Origin of the sequence: Hydrogenophaga sp., from assembly GCF_028698005.1 — a bacterium.
Lineage (GTDB): Bacteria > Pseudomonadota > Gammaproteobacteria > Burkholderiales > Burkholderiaceae_C > Hydrogenophaga.
The window spans coordinates 1-7,966 of sequence record NZ_JAQVEJ010000137.1 but is presented as its reverse complement, the minus strand read 5'-3'; the positions used below and the strand labels follow the sequence as shown (position 1 = coordinate 7,966).

The window sequence follows — 7,966 nt, the reverse complement described above, 5'->3', positions numbered from 1 at the left end:
GCGGCTGGTGCCCTCGGCCTGCAGCCGGTGCAGGGCTTCGAGCACGGGCTTGAACGGGCCACTGCCCAGCGGCTGTGAGGCGTTGTCGGCCTCGTGCGCCTGGAAGGCCGACAAGCCCTGCGACTGGAAGACGCGCTCGGCCTCGTCGGAAAACAGCACGGCATCACCGTCGAAGGCGATGCGCACTTCGTTGGGATGCGCATCGCTGGCCCGCACCGACAGCGGATACACCTGCGCGGCCGGCACGCCGGCATCCAGGGCGGCACGCACATCGGCCAGGTGGGCCGATAGGAACAGGTTGGCGCGCAGCGGCCGCAGGTAGCGCCAGGGCGGCCGCCCGCGCGTGAAACTGCCGCGCTGGATCGGCAGCCCGTAGTGCTGGGCCGAACGGAACACGCGCATGCCCGAGACCGGGTCGTTGCGCGAGAGGATCACCACCTCCACCCGCTGGGTGTCCTGGTCGTTGAAGGCCAGCAGCTTGTGCACCAGCGAAAACGCCACGCCCGGCGGCGCGGGCTGGTTCAGCCGCTCCAGTTGCAGTCGCATGTAGGCGAGGTCGTCACCCTTTTCGAATTCGCGATTCTCTTCCTCGAAGTCGAACAGCGCGCGCGAGGAAATGGCAACGACCAACTGGCCTTCCAGGGTGACGGGCATGGGTGCGAATCGGTGCTTTCAGGAAATGGCGTCGGGCACGCGACGCAGCAAGGCCGGCGTGCTGGCCCTCGATTGTCGCACCGCCGCATGACCGACTGGACGTTCGAAATCCGGACGCCTGTCCGGAAATGCACCGCAGCACAGGGCGCGTGCCTGCCTGCCGCACCAGGGCACGGTATCAGGATTAACCCGAGGCTGGCCCATACGAATCAAGCACTTGGCGCGTGATGGGCGCCGGCGCCGCGAAAGTGGCACGGCGGTTGCGCATGGCAAGGGCGGGCGTGGCGCAGCGCCCGTTCTTTCACCCCACAGAGGAGACCGCTTCATGGAAGTACAAGCACCTGTCCAGGTGATGGGCATCGACGCCGGCGGCACGATGACCGACACCTTTTTCGTCCGCAGCGACGGCCGCTTCGTCGTCGGCAAGGCGCAGAGCAATCCGGCCGACGAATCGCTGGCCATCTACAACTCGTCCCAGGACGCGCTGGCGCATTGGCAGCGCGGTGTCGACGACGTCTATCCCGAACTGGTGACCTGCGTGTATTCGGGCACCGCCATGCTCAACCGCGTGGTGCAGCGCAAGGGCCTGGAAGTCGGCCTGCTGTGCAACAAGGGCTTCGAGCACGTGCACAGCATGGGGCGCGCCATTCAGAGCTACCTGGGCTATGCGCTGGAAGAGCGCCTGCATCTGAACGCGCACCGCTACGACGAGCCGCTGATTCCCTTCGAGCGCACGCGCGGCGTGACCGAGCGCACCGACGTGCAGGGCGACATTGCCATCCCGCTGCGCGAGGATGAGGTGCGCCAGGCCGTGCGCGAACTGGTGGATGCCGGCAGCAAAGCCATCGTCATCGTGTTTCTGCAATCACACAAGAACGGCACCAGCGAGCGGCGCGCGCGCGATGTGGCGCTGGATGAGCTCAAAGCGTTGGGCAAGTCCGACATCCCTGTGTTCGCCTCGGTGGACTACTACCCTTCGCGCAAGGAAAGCCACCGCATCAACACCACCATTCTTGAAGCCTATGCGGCCGAGCCCTCGCGCCAGACGCTCAGGAAGGTCAGTGACCGCTTCAAGAAGCACGGCGGCAAGTTCGACCTGCGCGTGATGGCCACGCACGGCGGCACCATCAGCTGGAAGGCCAAGGAACTGGCGCGCACCATCGTCTCCGGCCCTATTGGCGGCGTCATCGGCTCCAGGCTGCTGGGCGAGGCGCTGGGCTACGACAACATCGCCTGCTCGGACATCGGCGGCACCTCGTTCGACATGGCCCTCATCACCAAGGGCAACTTCACCATAGCCAGCGACCCCGACATGGCGCGCCTGGTGCTGTCGCTGCCGCTGGTAGCCATGGACTCGGTGGGCGCGGGCGCCGGCAGCTTCGTGCGGCTGGACCCGTACAGCGGTTCCATCAAGCTCGGTCCCGACTCCGCCGGTTACCGCGTGGGCACCTGCTGGCCCGACAGCGGGCTGGACACCGTTTCGGTGACCGACTGCCACGTGGTGCTGGGCTACCTCAACCCCGAGAACTTCCTTGGTGGCGCCATCCAGCTCGACGTGCAGCGCGCGCGCGACCACATCAAGGCGCAGATCGCGGACCCACTGGGCCTGTCGGTGGAAGATGCCGCGGCCGGCGTGATCGAACTGCTCGACCTGCAATTGCACGAGTACCTGCGCTCCAACGTCGCCGCCAAGGGCTACAGCCCGAGCGATTTCGTGTGCTTCTCCTACGGCGGTGCCGGGCCGGTGCACACCTATGGCTACACCGAAGGGCTGGGCTTCAAGGACGTGGTGGTGCCGGCCTGGGCGGCGGGTTTTTCGGCCTTCGGCTGCGCCTGCGCCGAGTTCGAGTACCGCTACGACAAGAGCGTGGACCTGGCCGTGCCGCAACTGGCAGGCGCCAGCGAGAAGCAGGCCGCCGCGCAAACCCTGCAGTCCGCCTGGACGGAACTGACCGCCAAGGTGATCGAGGAGTTCCGCATCAATGGCTTCAAGCCGGAAGACGTGATCCTGCGCCCCGGCTACCGCATGCAGTACATGGGCCAGCTCAATGACCTGGAAATCGACTCGCCCGTCACCCAGGCCGATAGCGCTGCCGACTGGGACCGCATCGTGGACGCCTACGAGGACACCTACGGCCGCGTGTACGCCAACTCGGCGCGCTCGCCCGAACTGGGCTACTCGGTCACCGGCGCCATCATGCGCGGCATGGTGGCCACGCAAAAGCCTGTGCTGCCCGAAGACCCCGAGGGCGGCCCCACGCCGCCGGCCGAGGCCAGGCTGGGCACGCGCAAGCTTTACCGCCACAAGGTCTGGCACGACGCCGACGTGTGGCAGATGGAGTCGCTCAAGCCCGGCAACCGCGTCACGGGGCCGGCCATCATCGAATCCGACGCCACCACCTTCGTCGTGCCCAAGGGCTTTGCCACCACGCTGGACAAGCACCGCCTGTTCCACCTGCAGGAAGTCAAGTAAACCAAGGAGACAAACCCATGAACATGATGTCCAAACAGGAAATCGGCCTCGCCAATCTGCTGGGCAATGGCCTGACGCTCAAGCAATTCCGCGACGGAATCCTGGAGCGCACCGAGGCCACCGGCCACTACAACGGCCTGAAGAACCTGGCGTTCAAGGAAAGCGACCCCATCCGCTATGAGAAGCTGTTTTCCAAGCTGCGCGGCGGGTTGGTCCATGCGCGCGAGACAGCCAAGAAGATTGCCGCCAGTCCCATCGTCGAGCAGGAAGGCGAGCTGTGCTTCACGCTGTACAACCCGGCTGGCGACTGCGTGCTCACCTCCACGGGAATCATCATCCACGTGGGCACCATGGGCGCGGCGATCAAGTACATGATCGAGAACGGCTGGGAGAACAACCCCGGCATCCAGCCCGGTGACATGTTCACCAACAACGACTGCCAGATCGGCAACGTGCACCCGTGCGACATCGCCACCATCGTGCCCATCTTCGCGCACGGCAGGCTGGTCGGCTGGGTCGGCGGCGTCACCCATGTCATCGACACCGGCGCCGTCACGCCCGGCTCCATGTCCACCGGCCAGACGCAGCGCTTCGGCGACGGCTACATCGTCACCTGCCGCAAGACCGGCGCCAACGACAAGCCGTTCAAGGACTGGCTGCACGAGAGCCAGCGCTCGGTGCGCACGCCCAAGTACTGGATTCTCGACGAGAAGACCCGCATCGCCGGCTGCCACATGGTGCGGCAGATGGTCGAAGAGGTGATCGAGGAAGTTGGTCTGGATGCCTATGAGAAGTTCAGTTACGAGGTGATCGAGGAAGGCCGCCGCGGCCTGCAGACGCGCATCAAGGCCATGACCATCCCGGGCAAGTACCGCAAGGTCGCCTTCGTGGACGTGCCCTACAAGCACGAGGACGTGCAGACCCCGAACGCCTTCGCCAAGCTCGACTCCATCATGCACTCGCCGGTGGAAATCGAGATCCGCCCCGACGCTTCCTGGCGGCTCGACTTCGAGGGTGCCTCGCGCTGGGGCTGGCACAGCTACAACGCGCACCAGGTGGCCTTCACCAGCGGCATCTGGGTGATGATGACGCAGACCCTGGTGCCCACCCAGCGCATCAACGACGGCGCCTACTTCGGCACCGAGTTCCACCTGCCCAAGGGCACCTGGATGAACCCGGACGACCGCCGCACCGGCCACGCCTACGCCTGGCACTTCCTGGTCTCGGGCTGGAGCGCGCTGTGGCGCGGGCTCGGCCAGGCCTACTTCTCGCGCGGTTATCTGGAGGAGGTCAACGCAGGCAACGCCAACACCAGCAACTGGCTGCAGGGCGGCGGCATCAACCAGGAAGGCGAGATCCACGCCGTCAACAGCTTCGAGTCGTCCTCGTGCGGCACGGGCGCGGGCGCCATCAAGGATGGCCTGAACCACGCCGCCGCCATCTGGAACCCCGAGGGCGACATGGGCGACATCGAGATATGGGAAATGGCCGAGCCGCTGCTCTACCTGGGCCGCAACATCAAGACCAACTCCGGCGGCTACGGCAAGTACCGCGGCGGCTGCGGCTTCGAGACGCTGCGCATGGTCTGGAAGGCGCAGGACTGGACCATGTTTTTCATGGGCAACGGCTACATGAATTCCGACTGGGGCCTCATGGGCGGCTACCCGGCGGCCACCGGCTACCGCTTCGAGGCGCACAAGACCGGCCTGCAGCGGCGCATCGCCAACGGCGAGCAACTGCCGTTGGGCGCCGACCGAGACCCCGGCGCGCCCGATTACGAGAAGAACATCGACGCCACCGCTCTCGTCAAGCGCAACAAGCAGTGCATGACCACGGAGGACTGCTACGAGAACTACGACCTGTACCTCAACTACCTGCGTGGCGGCCCCGGCTTCGGCGACCCGCTGGATCGCGAGGTCGAGGCGATCGAGCGCGACCTCAACACCGCCGCACTGCTGCCCGAGTACGCGAAGAAGGTCTATGGCGCCATCGCGAGCCAGGACGACAAGGGCCGCTGGACGGTGGACGCCAAGGCCACGGCGGTCGAGCGCATCAACATCCGCAAGCGCCGGCTGGAGCGCGCCATCCCGGTCAGGGACTGGATGAAGATCGAGCGCGAGCGCATCCTGGACAAGCAGGCCTCAACCCAGGTACAGCACATGTTCGCCACCAGCTTCGGCCTGTCCAGGAAGTTCGAGCAGCAGTTCCGCCAGTTCTGGAGCCTGCCCGACACCTGGACGCTGACCGAGGAGGAACTGAACGTGCCCACCTACGGCGCCAGGTTCCGCATGGACCTGTCCCAGATGCCCGACGTCCGCACCGTGGTGCTGGTCGACGAATGAACGCCGCGTTTGAACCCTGCAAGGAGACATCATCATGAGCATTTATACCCAGGACCAGATCGACAAACTCGTCGAGGGCAAGCTCGACTGGGACACCACTTTGCGCATGCTCACCATGCCCAAGGACGCCGAGCGCTTCCAGATGTACCTCGACACGCTGCAGCGCAGGCTCGACTGGGAGGACCGCATCGTGCTGCCGCTGGGCCCGCACCTGCACATCGTGCAGAAGGCCGGGAGCAGGCAATGGGTCACCAAGTGCGAATGCGGGCACGAACTGGGCGACTGGAAGGACAACTGGAAACTGCACGCGCACATCTACGTGCGCGAGGACGATGCGGCCATGAGCGAGGTCTATCCCACGCTGATGGCGCCCGACACGCAGTGGCAGGTGTACCGTGAGTACTACTGTCCGCAGTGCGCCACCATGCTCGACGTGGAAGCCCCAACACCCTGGTACCCGGTGATTCACGACTTCGAGCCCGACATCGACGCCTTCTACAGGGACTGGATGGGCCTGCCGGTGCCCGAGCGCGCTGGCGGATGATGCTCGGTCGCTCGGATACGCCCAGGTGTATCCGATGAAGCCGCGGCCTGCCCCCGTGAGGGTGGCCGGCCGCGCGCATGCCGCGATTTGGCGCGGCGCGGGAAGTCCCCTATCATTGATCGCCACAGCCGTTCCACGATGAAAGCACCGCCGCCAGAGCGGTGCCACGGAGCCATGGAGACAAGCATGCCAGGGACATCCAAGCAGATGTATTCCGACCCGCAGATGGAGTCGGCGGTGATGCGCGCCTGGGAGGACGCCCTGCAGGGGCGCCCCATCCAATATCCCGATGTGCTGCGCGAACTGGTCGACATGTCCTGGCAGCGCTGCCAGCAGGCCAGGGTCGACCCGCGAGCCCGCAGCGGTCCGGCGCCTTTGCCCGACGACCTGCTGTTCCTGCGGCGCGAGCGTCGGCGCGAACTGCTGCAAGCCAGTGCTCCCGTGATGTCGCTGGCGCGCAGTTTCCTGTCCGAAACCGGCACGCTGATGGCCCTGGCCGACACCGACTGCACCATTCTCAACGTCGAGGGCGACGGGCCGGCCATCGGCTCGGCGGAATCGATCCATCTCATGCCGGGCGTGGCCTGGAGCGAGGCGCTGTGCGGCACCAACGCCATCGGCACGGCGCTGGCGGTGGGCCAGCCGGTGCAGGTGCACTCCGCCGAGCATTACTGCGAGGGCATCAAGCGCTGGACCTGCTCGGCCACCGTGATCCGCCACCCTTTCGATGGCGAGGTCATTGGCGTGCTCGATGTGTCCGGCCTGTCGCAGACATTCAGCCGGCAAAGCCTGGCGCTCGTCGTCACCTCGGCGGGTCGTATCGAAAGCCGCCTGCGCATGACCGAGATGGAGCGGCGCTACCGCCTGCTGGATCTTGCCTTGCCGCGTCTGGCGCAGGCGGGCAGCGATGGCGCGCTGCTGTTCGACTACCGCGGCTGCCTCGTCAAGGCCAACGCCCATGCGCAGCAGGCGGTCGGCCTGGCGGGCGTGCGGCTGGGTCTGGATGCCTTGCGCCAGGTGCCCGAACTGGCCGTCAACCGCCTGCAGCATCCCTCGGCGCGTATGCGCCTGCCCGAATGGCTGCGCCCGCAGTGGCTGCACCCCTTGACCGAGAACGGGCAGATGCTGGGCACGCTGGTCGTTCTGCCCCATTTGCCCAGGCAGCGTGTCTGCACACCCGATGTGGCGCAGGCGCCCCACGATGCGTGGGCGTCGATTGTCAGCACCGATGCATGCATACAGCGCCTGATCGATCGGGGCCGCATGCTCTCGCAGTCGCGGATGTCGGTGTTGCTGCAGGGAGAGACGGGTGTTGGCAAGGAGTTGTTCGCGCGAGGCCTGCATGCCGGCGGGCCGTTCGTGGCGCTCAACTGCGGGGGACTGCCGCGCGAACTGCTGGCCAGCGAACTGTTCGGTTATGCCGATGGCGCCTTCACCGGCGCACGCAAGGGTGGCATGGCCGGCAAGATCGAGGCGGCCGACGGGGGCACGCTGTTTCTCGACGAGATCGGTGAAATGCCGCTGGACATGCAGGCCCACCTGCTGCGCGTGCTTGAAGACCGGGCGTTCTACCGCATCGGCGACAACACGCCCCGGCAGGTGGATTTCCGCCTGGTGGCCGCCACCCACCGCGACCTGCGCGGCGAGATCGAGGCGGGACGCTTCCGCATGGACCTGTACTACCGCATCGCCGTCACCAGCCTGCTCATTCCGCCGCTGCGTGAGCGCCGGGAAGACATCCCGCTGCTGAGCCGGCATTTCCTCGCCCGGATGCAGGCGGACGGCGGCACATCCGCTCAGGACATCGATGAAGAGGCGCTGGCCCTACTGCAGGCATACGACTGGCCGGGCAATGTGCGCGAACTGCGCAACGTGATCGAGGGGGCGACGCTGCAATGCCGAGGTGATGTGCTGGGACGGGAGTGTCTGCCGGTCGAGGTGCTCGGCACGGCC

Annotated in this window: 5 protein-coding genes; 4 read left to right on the top strand and 1 reads right to left on the bottom strand. The window is 66.2% G+C overall.

Annotation, left to right across the window (positions count from 1 at the left end):
• On the bottom strand, nt 1-654 hold a 654-nt coding region (locus PHQ87_RS12450), incomplete at its 3' end, for a 5'-nucleotidase (RefSeq protein ID WP_300234752.1).
• A 325-nt stretch (nt 655-979) separates the two neighbouring features.
• Here PHQ87_RS12450 and PHQ87_RS12445 point away from each other — a divergent pair.
• The 4 genes from PHQ87_RS12445 to PHQ87_RS12430 form a co-directional block, all read left to right on the top strand.
• On the top strand, nt 980-3,127 hold the full coding sequence (locus PHQ87_RS12445; protein ID WP_300234750.1) for a hydantoinase/oxoprolinase family protein: 2,148 nt from the start codon (nt 980-982) through the stop codon (nt 3,125-3,127).
• 17 nt (nt 3,128-3,144) lie between these two features.
• Nucleotides 3,145-5,469 carry a hydantoinase B/oxoprolinase family protein gene (locus PHQ87_RS12440; RefSeq protein WP_300234747.1) on the top strand — a complete coding sequence of 775 codons (2,325 nt, stop codon included), beginning with the start codon at nt 3,145-3,147 and terminating at the stop codon, nt 5,467-5,469.
• A gap of 34 nt (nt 5,470-5,503) precedes the next feature.
• A complete protein-coding gene (locus PHQ87_RS12435; RefSeq protein ID WP_300234745.1) occupies nt 5,504-6,013 on the top strand; it encodes an acetone carboxylase subunit gamma in 510 nt (169 codons plus the stop codon).
• Nucleotides 6,014-6,199: 186 nt separating this feature from the next.
• Nucleotides 6,200-7,966: sigma-54-dependent Fis family transcriptional regulator (locus PHQ87_RS12430; RefSeq protein WP_300234743.1), on the top strand; the 1,767-nt coding region annotated here is incomplete at its 3' end.

What these genes read in the sequence shown, in the direction of transcription:
- PHQ87_RS12445 (WP_300234750.1), top strand. Translation starts at nt 980, where the DNA reads ATGGAAGTACAAGCACCTGTCCAGGTGATGGGCATCGACGCCGGCGGC.
- PHQ87_RS12440 (WP_300234747.1), top strand. Translation starts at nt 3,145, where the DNA reads ATGAACATGATGTCCAAACAGGAAATCGGCCTCGCCAATCTGCTGGGC.
- PHQ87_RS12435 (WP_300234745.1), top strand. Translation starts at nt 5,504, where the DNA reads ATGAGCATTTATACCCAGGACCAGATCGACAAACTCGTCGAGGGCAAG.